Annotated in this window: 15 protein-coding genes; 9 read left to right on the plus strand and 6 right to left on the minus strand. The window is 44.0% G+C overall.

Going from position 1 to position 19,534, the window contains the following annotated elements:
- Positions 1-27: 27 nt before the first annotated feature.
- Positions 28-1,026: a sugar ABC transporter substrate-binding protein gene (locus FCL45_RS21550; protein ID WP_136799730.1), complete on the minus strand. Its 999-nt coding sequence runs from the start codon at positions 1,024-1,026 to the stop codon at positions 28-30.
- Between the two features lie 670 nt (positions 1,027-1,696).
- On the opposite strand from FCL45_RS21550, the gene FCL45_RS21555 reads away from it, so the two are divergent.
- The 5 genes from FCL45_RS21555 (at position 1,697) to FCL45_RS21575 (ending at position 8,018) form a co-directional block, all read left to right on the plus strand.
- Positions 1,697-3,481, plus strand: a complete 1,785-nt coding sequence (locus FCL45_RS21555; RefSeq protein ID WP_136799731.1) for an adenine deaminase — start codon at positions 1,697-1,699, stop codon at positions 3,479-3,481.
- A gap of 11 nt (positions 3,482-3,492) precedes the next feature.
- Positions 3,493-5,223, plus strand: a complete 1,731-nt coding sequence (gene ade, locus FCL45_RS21560) for an adenine deaminase (protein ID WP_136799732.1) — start codon at positions 3,493-3,495, stop codon at positions 5,221-5,223.
- A gap of 29 nt (positions 5,224-5,252) precedes the next feature.
- Complete coding sequence (locus FCL45_RS21565) at positions 5,253-6,809, plus strand: xanthine/uracil/vitamin C permease (RefSeq protein ID WP_136799733.1); 1,557 nt, start codon at positions 5,253-5,255, stop codon at positions 6,807-6,809.
- Between the two features lie 433 nt (positions 6,810-7,242).
- Positions 7,243-7,584, plus strand: a complete 342-nt coding sequence (locus FCL45_RS21570) for a carboxymuconolactone decarboxylase family protein (protein ID WP_167495915.1) — start codon at positions 7,243-7,245, stop codon at positions 7,582-7,584.
- 92 nt (positions 7,585-7,676) lie between these two features.
- Positions 7,677-8,018 carry an IscA/HesB family protein gene (locus FCL45_RS21575; RefSeq protein WP_136799735.1) on the plus strand — a complete coding sequence of 114 codons (342 nt, stop codon included), beginning with the start codon at positions 7,677-7,679 and terminating at the stop codon, positions 8,016-8,018.
- Positions 8,019-8,459: 441 nt separating this feature from the next.
- On the opposite strand, the gene FCL45_RS21580 is transcribed toward FCL45_RS21575, so the two are convergent.
- The gene (locus FCL45_RS21580) at positions 8,460-9,914 is read right to left on the minus strand and encodes an IS4 family transposase (RefSeq protein ID WP_217907577.1); all 1,455 of its coding nucleotides are present in this window, start codon (positions 9,912-9,914) and stop codon (positions 8,460-8,462) included.
- A 120-nt stretch (positions 9,915-10,034) separates the two neighbouring features.
- On the opposite strand from FCL45_RS21580, the gene FCL45_RS21590 reads away from it, so the two are divergent.
- From FCL45_RS21590 to FCL45_RS21600, 3 genes are all read left to right on the plus strand, one after another.
- Positions 10,035-10,820 carry a tyrosine-type recombinase/integrase gene (locus tag FCL45_RS21590; protein ID WP_217907617.1) on the plus strand — a complete coding sequence of 262 codons (786 nt, stop codon included), beginning with the start codon at positions 10,035-10,037 and terminating at the stop codon, positions 10,818-10,820.
- 138 nt (positions 10,821-10,958) lie between these two features.
- Positions 10,959-12,320 carry an AAA family ATPase gene (locus FCL45_RS21595; protein WP_136800020.1) on the plus strand — a complete coding sequence of 454 codons (1,362 nt, stop codon included), beginning with the start codon at positions 10,959-10,961 and terminating at the stop codon, positions 12,318-12,320.
- 13 nt (positions 12,321-12,333) lie between these two features.
- Positions 12,334-12,855, plus strand: a complete 522-nt coding sequence (locus tag FCL45_RS21600; protein WP_136800021.1) for a hypothetical protein — start codon at positions 12,334-12,336, stop codon at positions 12,853-12,855.
- A 499-nt stretch (positions 12,856-13,354) separates the two neighbouring features.
- On the opposite strand, the gene FCL45_RS21605 is transcribed toward FCL45_RS21600, so the two are convergent.
- Both FCL45_RS21605 and FCL45_RS25430 read right to left on the minus strand, forming a co-directional pair.
- Positions 13,355-14,491, minus strand: a complete 1,137-nt coding sequence (locus FCL45_RS21605; RefSeq protein ID WP_176359988.1) for an IS4 family transposase — start codon at positions 14,489-14,491, stop codon at positions 13,355-13,357.
- Positions 14,492-14,752: 261 nt separating this feature from the next.
- Positions 14,753-15,088 carry a transposase gene (locus FCL45_RS25430; RefSeq protein ID WP_136798032.1) on the minus strand — a complete coding sequence of 112 codons (336 nt, stop codon included), beginning with the start codon at positions 15,086-15,088 and terminating at the stop codon, positions 14,753-14,755.
- Positions 15,089-15,768: 680 nt separating this feature from the next.
- Here FCL45_RS25430 and FCL45_RS21615 point away from each other — a divergent pair.
- A complete protein-coding gene (locus FCL45_RS21615; RefSeq protein ID WP_136798033.1) occupies positions 15,769-17,253 on the plus strand; it encodes a right-handed parallel beta-helix repeat-containing protein in 1,485 nt (494 codons plus the stop codon).
- A gap of 955 nt (positions 17,254-18,208) precedes the next feature.
- Here FCL45_RS21615 and FCL45_RS21620 read toward each other — a convergent pair.
- Positions 18,209-18,586, minus strand: coding sequence for a hypothetical protein (locus FCL45_RS21620; RefSeq protein ID WP_176360083.1), 378 nt, complete (start codon positions 18,584-18,586; stop codon positions 18,209-18,211).
- A 212-nt stretch (positions 18,587-18,798) separates the two neighbouring features.
- Complete coding sequence (locus tag FCL45_RS21625) at positions 18,799-19,299, minus strand: hypothetical protein (protein ID WP_136798035.1); 501 nt, start codon at positions 19,297-19,299, stop codon at positions 18,799-18,801.
- Positions 19,300-19,534 lie beyond the last annotated feature (235 nt).

Here is a 19,534-nt window from a genome sequence, read left to right on the forward strand (position 1 = left end):
CTTATCTGATTCAAGTTGTGTTGTTTGTTATCGTAAACCTTTTTTCGCAAGTGGAGCGATAAGGTCAACGTTGTCCGCATGGACAAATCCGCCACCTGTTTCGATAACAAGGCCGGAAAAGCCAAACCGCTTTGATAAAGCAATCTGCATTACAGGAAGATAGCCTTGCAAGTATGGCTGGCCGTCTCCAACGAGATCGACATATCCTGTTTTAATTGCTGATGCGGTAGCAGGAGACAAACTAAATCCTGCCCCTACGATCTCATCAGGTTTAACACCAGCGGCACGAAAAAAGTTTTCAAGTTGAGCAGTGAGAGCGCCGTGATCGGTAACCACAATGTCGCAGTCGGGATTAGAAGACAGGTATGCTGTGATAACAGGGGTGCCGAGGCTTGCATCTTTGTCAATTTCCGGGGTGATTTCCATATAATCAACTTCTAAACCAGCCTTCTCGAAAGTTTCAATCAATGCTTTGGAGCTTAAACCACGAGTTGGTTGACTTTTAAGTCCCCAAACAAGCGCTTTGTTGCCTTTTTTGAGACCAAAACGATTAATCGCTTCGGTAGCCAGGGCTTTGCCTCGAGCATAATTGCTGACACCGGCATAACCAAATCCTGTTGACTGATATTTTTCGATTAATGCCGGGAGCTCAGTATCGGCCGCAGTTACGATTATTCCCTTGCCAGCTGCTTCTTCGACAAAAGGTGCAAATGCGTCGTCGCCGGGGTGTCCCATAACAACAATTCCATCTGGATTTGCCGAAAGAGCCTTCTTAAAATTCTCGATCATTTTCTGTGGACTCCAATCGGAGTACATAAATTCGATATCGCAACCCAGGTCAGTTGCCGCTTGCTGAGCACCATTTTGAACGATGGTGTTGTAGGTTCCTCCGACGGGTCCACCAGTATCGAACCAGATTTTTAATCCTTTACCGCTTTGTTCAAGTGCAGTTCCCGCAAATGCATTGGTGCTGAAAATCAACAGTGCCAAAAATGATAAGAATACGTTCGCTTTTCTAAATCCCATTGCTATCCCCCTTTAGTTAAAAAAAAAGTTTTACTCTGAATATTTTCAGCCGAATAAATACTAGAGGGAGTTGTTTCACACCAATATTTAAAATGAATGAATACCCAGCATGGTATAGGATATGCCGATCTATCACATATAATTTTCTCTAATTATCAGCAAGTAACAAATAACCTTGTAGTGTTATATCTTCATAAAATCACTACATGTTACTCCAGGGTCGAAACAAACATTTCCACATCAATGTGACCAGATAGGAATAGAAACTATAATATTATGGTTCTTCACCACTTGAAGGGGCTTTCAGTTTTGCGCTGTCATGACTGACGATCATATAGGGCGTTGCAATGGAGGTCTTCTTGGTTCGTTCCAACTCGTTCCGATGGCTCCCCTGAATTTCCTGAAAGAACTCTCCTCTCTTGTCCGGGCAGTGACCTGTATAAATAACAATCGGCAAGCTACACTTATTGAAAGTTAGGTCAGAAAGAGATCTCTTTCAAAAAGATTGAAAAAATCCTGATAAAGTTTAGTATAACCCTTTTTTTCTGTGAGCGACTAACCTAAGTCTGCTTAAACTCGTTATAAATTCGTCGAGGTATGTGTTGCAGGACGGGAAGCCTGATTTGCCAGAAATGGACGGCCTATCTCATAACTCTATGTAGGAGGATTTATGCAAATGAGTAAAGATAGGTTGAAGCACCGAATTCGTGCAGGCCGTGGCCTTGTACCGGCCGACAGAGTTGTAAAGGGAGGTAACCTGGTCAATGTCATGTCAAGTGAGGTATATCCTGCAGATGTAGCCATTCATGATGACATTATCGTCGCAATTGGTGATGTCCAAGATTACATCGGTCCCGAAACAGAGATAATCGATGCTACAGGCAAATATCTGGTTCCCGGCTTGATTGATGGTCACTTACACAGTGAGTGTAGCAAGTTAAGCATTACCAGCTTTGCCAAAGCCGTGGTTCCCTGTGGTACAACCAGTATTGTTTCCGGGCTTGATGAATATATTTCCGTTTCCGGAATGGAAGGTCTTCAGGAAGTTTTTGCAGAAATTAAGAACAGCCCCCTCAAAGTCTTTTGGGGAGCCCCATATAAGACCCCTTATACTTTCCCGAAATCTACAGTAGCTTTTAACTTCACCCAGAAAGTTCACAAAGAAGTACAGCAGTGGCCAGAGTGTTTTGGTGTTTGGGAAACTGTGCGCGAAGCTGTCATTGAAGAAGATGATGACACCCTCGGCGCCCTTGCCGAAGCGCATAACAACAGAATGCCTATTTTTGGCTGCGCTCCCATGGCAAGAGGTAAGGATCTGAACGGTTATCTCTGTGCCGGCGTACGACTTGACCATGAAAGTTATGATCATGAAGAAGTTGTCGAAAAGATGCGTAACGGCATGCACATGCTCATCCGCGAGTCTTCTGTCACCCACTTTTTACAAGAAAATATGCGGGCAGTGACCGAAGTAAACCCACAGCTTGCGAGAAGGGTGAGTTTTTGTACCGATGATGTAACAGCCACCGATGTATTAGAAAAAGGCCATATGGATCATGTGGTTCGCCTTGCTATCAAAGAAGGTGTCGATCCAATGATCGCAATCCAAATGGCGACTATTAACAGTGCCGAAGCCTATAGAATAGATCACTTAGTCGGTTCTATTACTCCTGGTAAAATTGCCGATATCGTGCTGGTAGATAGCCCTGAGAGCTTTAATGTTGATGCTGTTCTAACAGACGGCAAATTTGTTGCGCAAAACAAAGAACTCACCTATGAACTCAAGTCTCCAAAGCGTAGTGCAATCCTCAGTAGCGAATTGAAGTGCGCGAAAACCACTCCAAAAGACTTCGAGTACCGGGTTGATATGGAAACTGGTGAGGCAGAAGTGCTCTCCATGAATGTTGTTGGCCCATTTGTTCGCAAGCGCCGCGATGTCACTTTGAAAGTTGAGAATCATATTGTTCAGCCAGATACTGAACAAGATGTGTTGATGGTTTCCGTGCTCGAAAGATTCGGCCGCAATGGCAACAAGTCATTAGCCTTCTGTTCCGGCTGGAAATTGAAAAAAGGTGCCATGGCCTCCTCTGCCGCGCCGGATGATAACAACATTGTTGTTATGGGTGCTGATGCAAACGATATGTCCATTGCTGTGAATCACCTCATTGAAAACGGTGGTGGTCAGGTCATCGTTGCAGACGGTGAAGTCATTGAATTCCTCTCACTTCCTGTTGGCGGTATTGTCAGCGATCTGGATGCCCGGGAGATTGCCTCCCGGGAAGTAGAGCTGACTAAAGCAGCAAACGCCCTTGGCTGCGATCTTCCAGATCCACTCATGTACATGTTCTTTTTACCTATTACTGCAATCCCTGATTACGCAATCACCGATGTGGGCCCAGTGGACTGTATTGCTCTCACAACCTTCGACCCGATTCTTGGTCTTAATCCAAGCAAGTAAGAGGTGAACACGTGGAAAGAAAAGATCTCAAACACTTGATAGACGTTGCTGCCGGCCGAGAAGAAGCCGATTTAGTTATCAAAAACGCCAAAGTGGTCGATGTTTATAACGGCCAGGTCATCGAGGGCGATATTGCCGTGGTCGATGGCCTGATTGCCGGTGTTGGTGACTATTCCGCTACAAACGAGCTGGATGCCGAGGGGCAGTACGCCACTCCCGGCTTTATCGATAGCCACATTCATATCGAATCATCCTATGTGAGCCCCGAAGAATTGGGCCGCTTGGTGGTTCCCCACGGTACGACCACCATCATTGCCGACCCCCATGAGATCGCCAATGTTTGTGGTTTGAAGGGGCTTGATTACATGATTGATGCCTCGAAGGAAACCGCCCTTGATGTGCAGATGATGTTGCCATCATGTGTGCCGGCCACACCTTTTGAGCATGCCGGTTGCACTATTGATGCAGAGGCCATGGAAGCCCCAATCAAGCGCGAGGAAGTGCTTGGTCTCGGAGAATTCATGAATTTCCCTGGTGTTATCAATGGATTCGATGACGTTTTGGATAAACTGATTGTGGCCAAAAACGCCGGCAAACCGATTGATGGCCACAGCCCGGGTGTTTCCGGCAATGCCCTTAACGCCTATGCAAGCGCCCAGATCAAAACAGATCACGAGTGTTCTACTGTCGAGGAAATGCATGATCGTATCGCACGGGGAATGTACGTTCTTCTGCGTCAGGGATCAGCCTGCCATGACCTTAAAGAACTGCTCAAGGGTGTTACCCCGACTAACAGCAAACGCTGTTTGTTCTGCGCCGATGATTGCCAGCCGAAGACTATTCTCAGCATCGGCCATTTGGATAATCACCTGCGCATTTGTGTTGAGGAAAAGATCGATCCGATCATGGCAATTCAGATGGCGACCCTGAATGCAGCTGAATGCTTCGGCTTAAAAGATCGTGGCGCCATAGCCCCCGGTCTCAAGGCAGATATTGTACTGGTTGACAATCTTACCGACTTTACCGTTCAAAAGGTATGGGTCGATGGAGAGATGGTGGCTGATAAGGGAGATTATCTTCCTGAAATAAAACGTCATGATATCGCCTCCACCAAGGGGAGTTTCAAGGTTAAAGACTTTTCGGTAGAGAAGTTGAAACTTGTTATTCAATCTGAAAAAGCCCATGTCATCAATATATTGCCCGGCGGCGTGGTTACCAGCAAAGAAGTTGTCGAGATTGCAAGAAAAAGTGACAACGAATTTGTCTACAACAAGGAGCAGGACGTTGTAAAGGTTGCCGTGGTAGAACGCCATCAAAATACTGGCAATGTAGCTGTTGCTTTGCTTCAAGGGTATGGAATCAAGCAGGGAGCCATTGCTCTTTCTGTGGCCCATGACTCTCACAATATCATCGTGGTAGGTGTAAATGATAAGGATATGGCTTTTGCCGTAGAATCCCTGATTGCTCAGGATGGCGGCATTGTCCTTGTTAACGATGGGCAGGTGCTGGAGAGCATGCCAATGCCGATTGCAGGCCTTATGAGTGATCAGAGTGGCGAATGGGTGGACGCACGACTCACAGCCATCCATGAAAAGGCCCACGATGTTCTTTCCGTAAGCCCTGATGTTGAGCCGGTGATGACCCTCTGCTTTATGTCACTTGCTGTTATTCCTGAAATAAAACTGACAGATATGGGTCTCTTTGATGTGACCAAATTTGATTTTATTTCCATTGAAGCATAAACACTGATTGATTTAACGAGATTTATTAAATGAAAACCAAGCTTCCCTTATTCTGCAAGGGCGATGTTGGTGGTCTGACCTATATTCTGGCCAACAACATAGTCAACTATATTATTGTTATTGCTACATTATCCGGCGTTCTTGGCTGGCCGGATGAAATCGTTTATGGTCGCGTTATTCCAGGTCTGTCTATGGGACTCCTGGCAAGCGGCTTGTATTATGCCTACAGCGCACATCGTCTTGCCCAAAGAACCGGTCGCACCGATGTGACTGCTCTGCCTTCAGGTGTTTCCACTCCGGCAATGTTTGTTATTCTGTTCGGTGTGATCATGCCTTTGCATTATGCGCTTGATAATCCCGAGCTTGAGTGGGCAGCAGCAGTTGCCGCTTGTTTTATCGGTGGTTTCATTGAGCTGTTAGGTGGTTTTATCGGTCCATGGCTCAAAAAGAGAATTCCGCGGGCAGCACTTCTTGGTACCGTTGCCGGTATCGGTTTTATCTGGATGTCTACCCAGGGCGTATTTGATCTCTATAGTGACCCGATAGTCGGTCTGCCAATTCTTGCAGTTGCCGTTATGGGGCTCTTTGGCGGCTACCTCTTTCCAAAGAAAATCCCACCTTTTGCAGTGGCAATTATCGGTGGTATTGTCTACGCCTACATTTTGGGTCGAACCGAAATTGATTTCAGCGGCATAGGCTTCTATGCACCAAATCCGGTAAATGGCTTCGAAGCCCTGTTAAGCGGCTTTGCCATAGTGCTTCCCTATCTCTCGGTAATTATCCCAATCGAAGTATATAACTTCATCGAGACCATGGATAATGTCGAATCGGCAAATGCAGCTGGCGACAACTATAATGTGCGAGAGGCACAGTTTGCAGATGGTATCGCAACCATGATCTCTGCCCTCTTCGGTGGTGTTGTCCCGAATACCGTATGGCTTGGACACGCTGGTCTTAAAAAGGCCGGTGCATGTATCGGCTTTTCATGGGTTGGTGGTCTCCTGCTTGGCTTTTCCGGTATTTTTGGTTTGTTTACCTTTTTCAGCGGTCTGGTACCGCCGGCCGTAGCCGCCATCACCTATCTCTGGTGTGCAACCATCATGCTTTCACAGGCTTTCAGGGCCTGTGAGCCCAAGCACTATGCAGGTGTCGGTATTGCCATGGTTCCGCCGATTGCAGATTACCTCTACACCCAGGTTACAGGTGCTGTCGGCACCACCGGCGTCTGGGCGGAGCCTCAGCCATCAGGACTTTCAGGTTATGGGGCAGAACTGACCCAGAATCTGCTGGAAGCAGGCGTTATGTGGAATGGTGTGCCTGCGGTTAAGGCCGGGTCCATCATTATCGGCATTATCCTGGGCACCTTTGTGGTGGCTGTTATCGATCGACGTCTCGATAAAGCTGGTATTGTCGCATTTGCAGCGGCTGGTCTTTCCATGTTCGGTCTGATCCACAGCGCATTGCTTGGATTCTATCCGACATCTCCATTTGTTCTTGCCTACATCATTATGGGTTGTATCTGTCTGCTGCTGCATACAGGTCGTGACAAATGGTTTGATTCAGATAAAGACTTTGACTATGTGTAACAGCAGGTAACGCCACACCAGTTGAATACAACGTCTTTCCTTTAAGCAGAAAGTGATGTTTGACATCACTTTCTGCTTTTTTTTGCTCAGACACTCGCTGCCAAATACCACTCCCCTTTTGACCAGTTACGACAGGTATGATCCCACCTAAAACATGAATTGGGTCATCAATGATATGTATTGTCGAAGCTCAAGCGGAGCTGTACCCTCAAGCCGGTCTCATATGATGGGTAGGTTCCAATCTATAGGTTTTTCCTATTTGCCACATCGGTATATTTATTTTAGCATCAGGGAGTTTTGCAGAATGCACAGTACTCACAGAAAGTACTGTCGACAACTCCCTGCTTTTCGCCCAGTAGTGTCCGGGTTCGGGGAAACAGTAGAAGTAAACCTAATGGACAAGCATGAATCAATAACCGGCAAGGAAAATAAAATGACAAACGCAAGAGAGATAGTCCAGCACTTCAAGAAAGGAATGGGAACTCTGACCGATGCAATGCCCGAGACAATCCCCGCCATGGCTGGCTTTATGGGAACTGCCGCCAAAGACGGCGCATTGACCTACCGAGAGAAGGAACTTGTGGCAATCGGCGTCGCTTTGTATACGCGCTGCCCCGAATGTATCGCCGTTCACTGCCAAAAGGCCCTTGAGGCAGGCTGTACCCGGGAGGAGATACTCGAGGCTGCGGGCATGGCAATGGTTTTTGGCGGTGGCCCTGTTCTTGGATCCAGCGCTACGTTGTTGCTGGAGTGTCTGGATGAATTTGCGAAATAACTTAAAAGAGCAGACACTGGTCGAATGTGGCGGAATATCAATTACATTTCATAACATCCAGATAACCAATCAACTTTACCAGAGTGAAAACCATGTTAAACGTTAGCGATCTCGCAGTCGATAAACTGCACGAATATTTGCAAGCCAATAATATCTCTTCACCTCTCAGGGTGGCACTTTTACCTGGGGGATGCGCAGGTCAGACGCTCGGCCTTGCTCTGGATGACGAGAAAGCGACTGATGAGTCCTTCAAAAAAAACGAGATTACCTTTCTGGTGGAGAAAATCCTGCTTGAGCAGTGCGGTTCCATAACCGTAGATTATGTGGAGGCCGGTGCAAAATCCGGTTTCAGCATCAGCACGACAAAGCCATTGCCAACTACAGGGGGCGGATGCAACTCCACATCCTGCGGAACAGGTGGATGCAGTTGTTGACCGAATGAGGATACACACCTCACCGACGGGTAAGCTGAGGGCGCCCTGGGCGGCCCGCCGCTTACCCGCATCTAGTTGAAATTGCCATATCGAAGATCAGAAATTCTTCCAGTACTACCTATATACCACCTTCCTCTTGTTCACCTCTAAAACAGCCTTGTTCTGGGCACCCTTATAATCACATTCTGTGAAAACTAGAGCCGATTAAGAGTTAGCTTCATCATGTCTAACGAATATTATACAAATACTGGGGGCAGACCATTGTTTAGAGTGAAACTGATGGCTGGAGAGATTGCCACATACACCCTTCAGATAAGTTCTTGAACAGAAATTGTCCAATTATTTGAATTATTGTGATTTTTACTTGACCACGTCATCCCTACAGCATCATGCAAAGAGGAGAGTCAGAATCAATCGTGGTCTGTCCCGAATGGCGCTAGTTTAAGCCTTTTTTTCATATCTGCTCCGATGCTGTATTTCGACCATTTCACTCCTAGGTTTGTTGAGTAACTGATAAGGTTTTGGTCTTCGCTTAAGACACCGCGGATCGCTTCGTCCAGGCCTGTCGAAAACTTTGCAACGAGCCACGACAAAGGATAAATCTGAGAGCATGTTTTGTCTTTCATTTGTGCTCAACCTAGAGGACCCCAACCGTGGTTCCCAACTTCTAATAGCCTGTAGACTTCCTTTGAAACTGATAGACCGGATATCAATGTCTACCAGCTGTGTCGCTTGTAACATTATGCGCCGGATGCAGTTGTACGCTATGAAGTACATTAAAATTTCTTTCTTTATCATTTCAGGCGATTGGCACCGGAGGATATCAAATCCCATCGTTGTCTTGATATCACGAAAGAAAAGTTCGACATCCCAACGCTTAAGGTATAACGCTGCAATTTCGTCTTTCAGGTACTGATCTTGATCGATTAGCGTGGTAACAATATGAAATTCTTTTGTTCTAAACCCTGATTGAGTCACCTTTACTTTGATTTGTCTCATAACGAGTTTGTCGGGAAGGTCCTCCCAGGTTTTCCGCGAATACGACACCATTTCCCTGTATACTGGTTTTTTCCATTCAATCAGTAGATCATCAGGAGCGAATTCTTTAATGCAGTTTTTCCTACCGACTGGTTTTCTACGAGCAAGTGTTATCACACTATCAACACAGCGTTTTTTCAGCTCGGCTAAATCGAAGTAACTACAAAAACCTTTATCACCAAGAAAGATATCACCAGCCTCAAAGGTGGACCACTGCTTACGGAACAATGGAAGTTCGTTACTCTTTTTATTACCGATGGCATAGCTGAGCATTGTTCCGGTTTGCAATGAAAAGTATGCGCATATTCGTGCTGAGGGGAAGCCGCATCCTGGTTTCTGGTTCGATGACTGTGGCCAAAGCTCTTGATTTTCTGCTGTATCCGCCATTGTAACACCTGTCCCATCAACAACAATTACCTGGCGATCATTTAATGAATGAGATGCACGTCGTGCTCCGGACCATTTAGCAGTATGTTGAAACACCTCAACAAGCAGATTTTCATCTAATTTCTTACGTGCACAGCAATATGAAGCGGTAGATGATGATGGAAGCCGAAGGCCGTGGTTAGATGCATATGATTGCAACTTTTTTACAGCTTCTCTACATCCACCGTCTGCATCAAGGACTTGGCCTAAGAAGGACCAAAAAGTGTTTTCCTTGGTAAACAAACGTCGTCTGCTCATCTTTCCCGAAGGATCCTGTTTGAGCAATTTCGTGGGAATGAATTGCCCAAAAATCTCTCCTATCTGTTTAAAAGAGTTCTGTCTGAGGGAAGTGATTTTTCGAGCAAATTTTTGTTGTTGGCTATGAGGTTTTCTACCTCGTTTGGGAAGGTGAAAACCGGGCAACATTGGCATGATTTGGTGTTGGTTTCGCATAGCAAATTATACCAATTTTTGCCAATATATTCAGTTGCTTTTCACCTATAAAACACGCTTAAACTAGCGCCATTCTGGTCTGTCCCCGATTGATTCTACATGGACACAGTTTACCATGCAAGGCGATGGGCGAAAAGATGGTCAGGTTTAACTTGCACTGAGATAACTATTGAACTAATAACAGAATTGAGGGACGAACGAAGCAAAATATCCAATCAAACTGCTAACAAAGAGTTAAGACACCTTCGTTCTCTCTTTAACTGGGGAATCAAGAAAGGCTATGTTCAACATAACCCCGCCTCAGTTGTTGACATGATGAGAGTAGAAAAACGAAAAGTTTATGTACCATCTCAGCATGATATCGATAAGGTGTTCGCTGTAGCCAGCGCGGAACAACTCGATTACTTGTGGTGCTTGCGTGATACACTTGCCCGATCACGTGAGATTAACCGATTGAAGTGGGAGGACATCGACTTTGAAAACAACACTATTACTCTCCATACTCGCAAGAAAAAGCACGGCACCAAAACTCCTCGTCTCATACCTATGACCCAAAAACTCTGTGAGGTACTTACTCGTAGATGTGATATGCGAAGCCAAGCAATACCATGGGTATTTTGGCACAGGTATTATTCTCGAAATGAAGGTAAAGTTGTAACTGGACCATATAAAGATCGTAAAAGATTCATGCGCTCTCTGTGTGAAAAGGCAGGTGTTAAATACTTTCGGTTTCACCCTCTACGGCATGCAGGTGCTAGCCTGATGGAAAACATCAATATACCCGTCACTCATATCCAAGAAATTCTTGGACATGAAAACAGGAAAACAGGAAAACTACAGAAACATATATCCATGCTATCAACAAGGCCAAGCATGAAGTTATAAGACAATTTGAGGCGGCCAGAATAGATATCAGCCAATAAAATGTTAATCAACTAAAGATACTCCAGTCGTTTTTTTAAAAAATCAATACATCAATCACATATCCCCGCATCCAAAATCAATGCCAGTGAGAAAGAAGCTATGATAACGAGAATTAATCTAAGAAATTTCAAAGCCTTTGAAAGATCATCACTACGATTAAAACCAATTACAATTTTACTGGGGCCTAATAATTCCGGAAAATCATCAGTTCTTGCATCGTTGAGAATGTTGTCGCAAACACTGGAAAGTTATGACACTAACGTACCATTGCTCTTAAATGGTAACATGGGTGATTTTGGTACCTACAAGGATGTAGTATTCAACAATAATACTAGAAGGCATTTTGAAATAACACTATCGCTTAAGTCTTCTGGAGGTAGAGCTGCTACAGGAGTACGAAGATTTGCACGTAAAGGTGATCGAATCAGGGTTAACTTAAAGTACAAATACAGATCGTCAATTAGAGAAGTTATACTTAAAGAAATTAAATTTTTTAGAAATGGAATAGAAATATTTCATTCTCACTATTCTGATGATTCAGAAAAGCATATTATTCAAAAAATAAAGAAGACTGAAATCCCAATTAACATCAGATCTTTTTTATCAAATAATTTAAGATTATTTCATTTTTTGCCTCGAGCTTTGTTTGTTCCAACGCCAACAGAAGATGACAATTCTCTTCGAGCATCTATCATTAGAGATACCAGATCCACATTGCGCAACCTCCCATACTATCTTGATGAAGTAAATCACATACTAACTGGAATGGAATATATTGGTGCAATGAGAGTCCCTCCTTCCAGATCTTATATGTTTTCTGGAGAAAGGAATAGGCGTGTTGGATCTAATGGCGAAAACGCACCAAATATCCTTATGATGGATGCACTCCGAAAGGGTTCAAAAAGTAGAGACATTAAAAATCAAGTAGTCGAATGGTTAAATAGGGCTGGCATTGCTTCTGACATTAAAATCGTCAATATTTCAGACAGATATTATGAATTACATATCCAAAACCCTGTCACACGAGAATACCAAAACTTTTCGGATGTCGGCTACGGCAACAGCCAAATTATCCCGATCCTGGTCGCAGGCTTCAATTTAGACCCCAACTCAGTCCTAATGGTAGAAGAGCCAGAAATACATCTACACCCTAAAGCACAAGCTGAACTTGGCAATTTCTTCCTCTCATTATATTCACAAAATATTCAGTCTATTATCGAAACACACAGTGAACACTTAATCGTAAGAATTCAACAACATATAGCAGAAGGGCTTATATCTCCAGAGGATATAGCAATACACTATGTATATCCTAAAAATAATGCGAAATTTATTAAAACTATTCCGATAGATGAAAATGGCATTTTCACTGAAGAGTGGCCAGAGGGTTTTTTTCCTATTAGACTGGAGGAAGCTAAAAAACTAGCTAAAATCAGACATTTCAGACAAACCACAAACTAACTTGGTCCCCCAAATGCCGCGAATTACAATTGATGCTAACATTTTCAAGAACTATTACGAAGAGGCAGTACTCGAAGGCCCTTGCTGTCTCACTAAATCAAGCAAACCAATTTTTGAAGATACCTCATTAAGGCACATACTAATACTTGATGATGGCGGGATAATTGAACATGAATGGAAGGAACCTATCTGTTCAGAGTGGTTTGATGCTTGGATTATAGAGAGGATGACTAATGGGCACATTGAACTTGTGCCAACCAACAACCACCCAGATCTGTCCAAATCACTGTATAATCTTGGATTCCCAAAAGGAGAGCGCGATATTTGGTATATAAGAGTAGCCAAAACGTGCGCAGAAAGAACAGGGAGTGGTTACGTAATTACTGAAGATATAGATTTTTTTGCACCAAAACAAAAGAAGACTGCTAAAGCAGAAGGTCGTATAAAATTAATGCGATCAAAAAGTGCACCTATAAAAAAATATCTTCGGAAGAATGAACATATAGAAATTCTCTGTGTAAAAGACTATCTCTGATCACTACTGCTTTTTATCACATGATTTCACACACAACTGCAGAAAAAAATTAGTCTCATGAATTTCAAATGCAAACAAAAAAGGACCAACAAGCTGAAATCACTTGCTAGTCCTTTCAATATATATGGTGACCCCGGCAGGATTCGAACCTGCGACACCAGGATTAGGAAGATTCAATGCTGTTATTCTAAAAAAAGCATTTTTCTGCTTAATTAATCGATATTTCAATAAAATAATCATTTACTATTTCCCAATAAGTCATCAGTATTCTGACAAATTCTTTTGTTTTTTGCGCACAATTACACAGGAATTACACAAGATCTTTCACAAGGCGATAATTGAGCAAGAGCACGTTATTATAACCAAGTACGTTGATTACCCGACATGGTTCTGAGCCTACGTTACACAAATTAGGTAACATAAATATTCAGAAGGACTATACAATGTCGACTACGCAGGATTTCGCTGTAATACTAAGTAGGTCACTGCTGTCTCATAGTTAATTCCACAATGCAAGTTGTGGCGAAAATTGTGTTTTTCCTGGTTTGTCAGGCGGCTTTAACAAGTCAGCCAACGGTCTTCTTTCAAAAATGTTCAATTGCAATAGCCTGAGCAGTTGCGTGAGCGATCCTTTGAATTTGGCCATGAATTTAAAATACGACAGCATTAGATAGACACAGAGGGCAATCCATAGCTGTGTAAGTACTGCGTTTTCAGATGTTCCAAGAAACGTCTTCACTTTTAGTTGTTGCTTGATCCACTTAAAGAACAGTTCGATTTGCCAGCGTTCTTTATAAATTGCAGCAACCTCTGATGCTTTGAGTTTCCTCGAATTTGTCACAAACTGATACTCAATGCCCGTTTCTGGATCAACATAGATAATCCGTCGAAAAGTGAACTGATATCCTGGAATTTTTATCTTTTGGTCTTCAAGAACATCAGGAGAATCGGGTTTACGTCGGTTGCCGTAGCGATAGACTTTTGCATTACTTTTAAGCCGTGTTACGAACGTTATTTTGCGTTTGTCGAGGGTCTCGTACCAAGTGTAATCGGTGAACCCTCGGTCAAAAACTACACAAGAACCGGCAGGCAGGTTAAGAGATCGTGCCCATTCGATTTCATGTTTTTTGCCCTCCGTCATATCCATGAAGACTGGAAGATAGCCACTTGCATCAAGGCCAAAATGCAATTTCATGGCACCCTTGGTTTTGCGGTAGTTAGCCCACGGAAACACTGAGAGACAGAGATTGACCATCGTTGCATCGAGTAAATAAATTTTACCCTTGAACTTGAACCTATGCTTCGGAGCATTCGCCTGGCACTTATGCAAAAGCTGAAAGAACATGGCTTTGAAAGTCTCATAAGGCTGTTGCTCATTGACACGAGCCAAGGTGGCCCGACTAGTTGGCCTCATACCCAAATGATACAAACGAGACTTTTGAACGGCCAGGTTGCTGACTAAGTCACGAAGGCTCTTTCTGGAAGTGAGTTGGGCTATAGTCATGGCGAGAAACTGGCTCCATCTGTTGAAGGAGCGAAACTTTTGTCCATGATGATGCTTTCTTGCCAGTTTCTCAAAATCATGTCTTGGGAAAAAGGAAGCAATCTGATTTAGGATTGTGCTAGAATGAGCCATGGCTCGGATCTCCTTGTTATTATATTGTTTTTCGCAAATTCACTATAACACAAGAAGCTCTCCGAGCCTTTATTTATCCGTAATCACGTTATTATTTGTGAGACAGCAGTGTAAGTAGGTACAAGAAGACCGTTTAGTGACAACACACAAACACCTAACACACGCTTGACACCTCGCTAGTCTTTCACTTATGATGATACCAAACCTGTTACAATGCAGTGAGAGAAGCCACGGATCTGGAACAATATGGCAGAAATGCATTTAATGAGGTGGTTTTGCTTTCTCACGTTCTGATGATTCCTCATTATCAACAAATATTAAATAACGCTGAGATATTAGCATAGTAACTGCGGAATATAGAAAAAATGAGCCGATCATACCACCCATATAAAGGCGGTTACTGAAACGAAAACAGAGTTCAGCCAAATACCTCGGCAAATGCTTTGTACTCGCAGCCTGATATGTACCATATATGGCTCTTCTGGCCTCGCTGATCATGATGCAGATCCAATGGAAAATCTTGTTGTCAGGATAGGGATAAATCTCACTTGTATTGACAACGTCGCGGAAAGCAAAGTTGTCAGCAACTCCCCACAACGGCCTAGCTCACCTCAAATTACAACGCTTTCGTGGTAAATATGCTTCAACGACCACTTGCTAAGTACTCTAGAGAAAAAAGAACTCACGTTGATCATTCTCATATGAACCGGACGACCTTTTTCATTGAGGACTACGGAAGCAAGAAATGGGGTCTTGGGGGTGCCCTCTGACCACGCTTACCACCGAATCTTTTACCACCCCATTAAGCGCCATGACCTTCCGCTAAACCCTTGAGAGCAAGACTGTCATCGGAGACTTTCATGTCGTGCCTCAGTTTATGCTTCATGTTCATAGCAGCGTTGACTGAAACGCCCTGCAATTGTCGCATAATGAGCGCTGGCCTACCCTCTTAAAAATTGGTCGGTTGTAAGTGAGCAATTGTATAGATAGTTACGAAACTGAAAAAAATTTCGGATTGAAACCAGGCAATGTTTGGCATGACCGCATCTTGCGGCACCTTCAGTTAGCAAGCCAACGCGCTTTGAAAACCTTTATCGGTAATGCTCTATTTTACCATATTTTCTGACGTTAAACTTTGTTCCTAACCATGTCGTTTCTCCTAGTATGGTCATCAATGATGATTATGACCTGCCTAGGATATCAAACTGTGACCAACTCTAAATATTATTTACTTGTTGAGATTTAGGGGGATCCGATAAAAAATAGGGAGGGATATCATGAAGACATCTCGTGTCAAAGCTTTAATTCGATTTTGTGTTATTATTGGTCTTGTTTTGGTTAACTGCGCGGCACATGCAACAGATGTGGCAGGTGTTATTGATACTGATACCACTTGGGATTTAGCAGGAAGCCCTTATATTGTTACCGGGGGAATATTGGTAAACCCTGGCACCACATTAACAATTGAAGCAGGTGTCCAAGTACGTTTCAATGGATTATACATACTTACTGTTCAAGGAAATATTCGAACTTTGGGTACTCAGGGTAATGAAATAATATTTACTTCAAACTTTATCCCGCAACAAAAAGATGATTGGGTCGGGATCAGGCTTCTCGACAACATTGGCTCTGAAATTAATGGAACCATTATAGAGTATTCAAAAAAAGCTATCAGCCTGGAAGGAGGATCGGATAATAGGTTCTATAACAATGTATTCAGAAATTGTTCTGAAGCAATAGGGTCTTGGGATGCTAATAATACAATTGCTAATAACAATTATTTTTACAATATTTCTGGTGCTGCTTTCGCAATAGGCAGGAACCATTCAATTGTGATTTCAAATAATACGATAGAAAATGTTGAATATGGAGTATATATTAACGAATATTCAACTATAACAATAAACAATACCAACATGCTTAATGTATATGGATACTCTGTCAAATATACCGGATTCCAAGATAGTCAAGACATTGTGATCGATGGTCGATACAATTATTGGGATATGGAAACTACAGCCGAAATGGATTTGAAAGGTGCTACTGCAAATATTGATAATATATGGGACTTCTACGACAATCCTCTAGTAGGAAGAGTTGATTATTCCGAATGGTTACATGCACCAAATCCCAATGCTTATCCCTGGTTGGGGGTGATTCCGGTCAATCAGTCACCTATAGCAAAAGCAGGGGCTGATCAAGTTGTCTTTGACACTGTCACACTTGATGGTAGTGCCTCATATGACCCTGATGGATCTGTAGTTTCACATTATTGGGAACTCGTATATAGAGGTGATGCTGCTCACGATATGACCACTAACGGCGTAAACCCAACAATCACAGATTTGTACCCTGGTTTTTATGATGCATATCTCACCGTGACCGATGATGAAGGGGCTACAAGTACTGACACCTCGGTTGTTGCCGCTGCTGGTCCGTCAATCTGCACCGCTAGTACAATTCATGTTGGATCTATTACCGCTTCAACTCTTAAAGGAAGCCAAGGGCGAAGTTACGGTGAAGTGACAGTCACCCTTTTTGACGATTATTTCAAACCCGTTGCTGGTGCTACTGTTACCGGAACATTTGCTGGTGACTTCAATGAGACGTTAAGCGGGGTATCTGACAATAATGGAGTTGTAGTGATACGTACTACTGAGCAGGTAAAGAAGCCTTTGTATGGATTTTGCGTGAATAGCGTAGATAAGGAATCATTGCTATATGTCCCTGAGGATAACATAGAAACATGCACGGTGAAGTAATATAGCGGTATGTTTTTTATTGCAAAGGCAGGGACAAGTTGTTGGGTTCCTGCCTTATTGAGTTAATATCGTCGACAGTTTTGTTTATGCAACACCAGTAACCACCCCAGAATCGATCGTAGTAACTGGCTGTTTCCACAATATCTTCCCAAGTGCTCCTCGGTTAGGTATTTAGAAACTACGAGCCCCAGCTACTGTTTGGAATAAAATACAAAAAACGCATCCTTTAAAACCACGTTAGCTGTGTACGTTCATGTAATATACAGCGGCCGGAGCGCTTTACAGAACAGACTCGGAGCATGATTAATGCAGAGTCTGCCAGATTAATTGCTCATTTCATTTGGTGGATGCCAGATCGGGTCTCCAGTTCTGCAAGGAACTATCCCCCATCTATTCATGTTAGAGCACTGATCGTTTTCCTGAGATAGTCAAAGCGATATATCATGAACCTAAATATAGACATCCCCCCTTTTTCCTCCCCTCCCCCACATCCGTGAATTTCCAGGAGTCCCATTCATCAGCCTCAATGCCGTTTGAGACATCCATATTGGCCCATGCCCTTTTCCAACAATCAATTGATTTCACTAGATAAACTCTGCAATATTTAACTATAGCCATGCGGTGCTACTGCGCTGGTCGGCGTGAAAAGACAGGCTCTCAGACCATTTGGGCGTTGCAGGATCCTCCTTGAATTTAAGTAGTGCCTTAAGTACATTTATGCTCACCATCTTGCCGCAGGATGACGCTTTTCACGCTTCCCTCGGTAGCCTTCTTGATTAGCTTGATAAGGCAGAGTGTTTGCCAGTGCGACTTGACGATTCTTTCGGCTAGATGCTTTTTTTCTGGGGGAGGAAGTATCCTGGTTCTTTACACTACAGGATGGAAAGTTTGGCGCCCTCTAGTGGTCACAAAGTCTTTCGGCAATAGATGATCCGCCCCATAGTCCGGCCTATATTTAGCTGCGGCTAAGTTCCTCGCACTTCTCGAATATCTTGTACTTCGGCATCTCGGGATAGTCTTCCAGCGGGTCGTTGACACGGACAATCTCATCACCGAGCCGAAGCCGTTCGCACTTAACCGAGTACGCTAGTTTCCACTTGCCATACTCATCCGACCTCGAATAGTCCACTATTGGACCTTTCACCTCGACCACTTGACCGCGCTTGATTTTATCGGCTCGATAGGCTTGTCGACCGCAGGCCAATACACCGAAAAACATATCGTCAGCTTTGACAATCAGGACCACTTCTGCTTCGTCACCGACCGCTTTGTATTTGCTTACGACTGTACCACCGATTTCCAACATGGTTTGATGGATGATTTTTTTGGTCATGAGTCCCATTAATGTGTTGTAGTATGGCTTACATGAAGAGCACGTAGGCTCGCGGGGGTAAGCTGATTTTGCGAATTCTGACGTAAACCATTTACCGACCTGGGATCGCGCCGTTTTCAAGGTAGGTAGGTTCACGGGGGTAAAAAGGGGAAGTCTGCGTGTTAGACACGTGAGTCCACGTGTGACTTGACACGTAATCTCGCCCCCCTCTTCTATTTTGACTTTTTGGTGTAATACTTCCCTGATCCTGGCTGGCAGAAGCCTTTGCTAAAGGCCATCGGGTCCTTTTCAAAGCAGGGGGGATCGCCCTTTTTCCACGTTCGCCACTCGTTTTCATAGCCGTAGAGGTTCTGGTCTTCCGGCCCGTTCCCCCCTTGGTACTTCAGGCTTATAAACCCTACCGCCATGAGCTTTACAAAAGCCTTACGAATCGTGTCGTGATGAGGTGGAGCAGACTTCATCCCATAAAAACTGCCATCGAAAAACTCCTTGATCCCAATCACCGGAGCCTTGAACTTGTTTTTGTTGATCGGGTTCCAATAATCCCGCTTTCGGCCTTTAGGAAATTGCCGGAGCGTCAGCAGGTACAAAAGAATTTCCTTTTCGGTACTGGTCAGGACTCGAAACGCGTCTGAGCGGATCATCTCCGTGGCAATCCAGGTCCCTCTCTGTTTTTTGCTCCACTCAAGGTTTTGTTTATTACCTTTTCTCACACCGTTGCTCCCCCATTGCTATAACCGTCACAACAGGTACTCCATATGGGAAGGGCGTGGAACATCTGCCTTGGGGTCCCAGATTTGTGCCTGCCGCGCGGTCTACGGCCATGTTTTCAGATATTATTGGAACGGCCTGTGGTCGTACAGGGGACAACCAGGGTCCGTGCAGGTGCGGATGACACCCCGCCATCCTGGGTCGGGCATTTCATTTTCGGTGCCACCGTGACAGTGG

Origin of the sequence: Desulfosediminicola ganghwensis (assembly GCF_005116675.2) — a bacterium.
GTDB classification, from domain to species: Bacteria; Desulfobacterota; Desulfobulbia; order Desulfobulbales; family Desulfocapsaceae; genus Desulfopila; species Desulfopila ganghwensis.